At 52.1% G+C, this 2,189-nt stretch carries 1 protein-coding gene; it reads left to right on the top strand.

Features of this window, described 5'->3' with window-relative positions; all coding sequences use genetic code 11:
• Positions 1-2,189: conjugative transfer relaxase/helicase TraI (gene traI / locus C9J12_RS29820; protein ID WP_107247076.1), on the top strand; the 2,189-nt coding region annotated here is incomplete at both ends.

Here is a 2,189-nt window from a genome sequence, read left to right as displayed (position 1 = left end):
TATCGATGCGATAGCCAGGGCGTACAGTGACCTCACCGACACGTCTCAGGTACAGGTGCTGGGCACCACCCAAAAAGATGTGCAGGCATTGAACACCACGATACGCCACACCCTGCAGCAACGCGGGGACATCAACCGCCACGGCGTCACGGTGAGAACCCTGAACCCGGTTTTCTTGTCCGATGCCCAGCGGGAAGTGGTCAGCCATTATAAAAAAGGGATGGTACTCAGTGAGTGGCAGAAGGTACATGGCCGCAACACCAAACAGGATTTCACTGTCACCGCCATTAACCGAAAAAATAACCTGCTCACCCTAAAAGACAGCAAAGGCAAAACCCAAGACATCAACCCCAACACCCGCGAAGCCAAAGCCCGTCAATTTTCCATTAGCCGCTCGGACAGCATTGAAATTGCCAGAGGCGATAAACTGCGGGTCAATGGCAACCACTTTGCCAGCAAGCTCACCCAACATCAGACCTTAACGGTCAGTAGCAGCAATGCCCTGTTCATTAACCTCAAAGACAATGATGGGAAATACCATTTATTGGCCACAAACCAGCTAAACGACGCACCACTCAGCTATAACTTTGCCCAGCCCCTGAGCAAAGCAGACGACACCAAGGCACATACCTTAATTGGTATGAAGTCCTATGCCGCCTCCAAAGAATTATTGCATGACTTGAACCATGGCCAGGCCAGCCGCCTCGATGTCTTTACTGATAGCGGGGAAAAACTCGATAAGCACCTGGAAAAAAGCACGATCCAACCCAGTGCCATTCACCGTGTCATGCAGGCACATGGCGATCCGGAAAAGTTCATCAACAGCCAAACGTTTGATGTACTGCGCCAGGACGTTAACGCCACACTGCATACACTGAAAGACAAGGCTCTCGACAAAGGACTCATCGAGAGCGCCGTCCAATACGCCATTGGCACCGTCTCCGAAAAAGAAGCAGGGTTCAGTCAAAAGCAACTGGTGATTGAAGCGATCAAGTACGCCTTTGAAGAGAAAGGACAGGCCATTAAAGAAACAGAGATTGTGGCCCACCTCAAGCAGGCCGAGAATAATCAGCAGCTCTTGTCTGCCGAGTACCACGACGGCACCCGCTGGACCACCCACGCGGCCATCGCCACCGAAACCCGCATTCTTGAGCGGCTGGCCGCAGGCAAGAACACCGTTACCCCGCTGGCGACTCCAGCACAAGCCAACGCGTTCTTAGACAAACATCCCCGGTTTACAGATGGACAAAAAAGCGCTGTCCACTTAATTACCACCACCGCCGACCGTTTTGTAGCGGTGCAAGGACTGGCGGGCGTGGGAAAATCCACCATGTTGGAAAGCGGGATCGACCTGGTTAACGGTATTCAGGCCATGAACCCCGAGCAAACCACCTTCATTGGCTTGGCACCCACGCACGCAGCGGTCAACGAACTCAAAGCCAAAGGCGTACAAAGTCAAACCGCCCAATCATTGCTCACGGATTTTCTCAGTGAGAAACACACACCAGGGCAATTTCGTAACACCGTTTTTTTACTCGATGAAAGCTCGATGACCAGCAACCAGCAAATAGACCAGTTCACCGAATTGGTGAATATAACTGGCGCACGCGCCGTCAAGTTGGGCGATATATACCAGCTCACGTCACAGGAAGCCGGCAAACCTTTTGAGCTGGCCATCACCAACAATATCATCGACAGCGTCACCATGAAGGACATGAAACGCCAGCAAAACGACACCCTGCTCGGTGCCGTCCATAACATCGTTGACCGACAGGGAGAAAGTGCCTTAGAAAAATTAAAGCAACAAGCCCCGCTGCAAGACTATCAGCCCCTTCCTGCCACCAAGAACGAACAACAAGCCGACGACCAAGAACAAGCTAGCATCAACCAAAGCCACAATGTGATATCCACCTATCACAACACGGGCAACCCGAAAAAAGACCAGGAGACCGCCACCCTGGCGCTAGCCACTACCGTGGCTCTGGAATACCTATCACGGACACCGCAATCACGGGAAAACACCCTCATCATTGCTTACACCAACCAAGAGCGTGATGACATTAGCCACATTATCCGCCAGGGGCTGCAACAACAAAAACACTTGAGCGCCCAGCAATATAACGTGCCACGTTTGCGCAGTGTCGGGGCAACCAATATCGAAATGGCCACCATGATGCCGTATAAATCAG

Origin of the sequence: Photobacterium frigidiphilum, assembly GCF_003025615.1 — a bacterium.
GTDB lineage: Bacteria > Pseudomonadota > Gammaproteobacteria > Enterobacterales > Vibrionaceae > Photobacterium > Photobacterium frigidiphilum.
The sequence above is the reverse complement of the archived record's forward strand: the minus strand, read 5'-3'. Positions and strand labels throughout refer to the sequence as shown.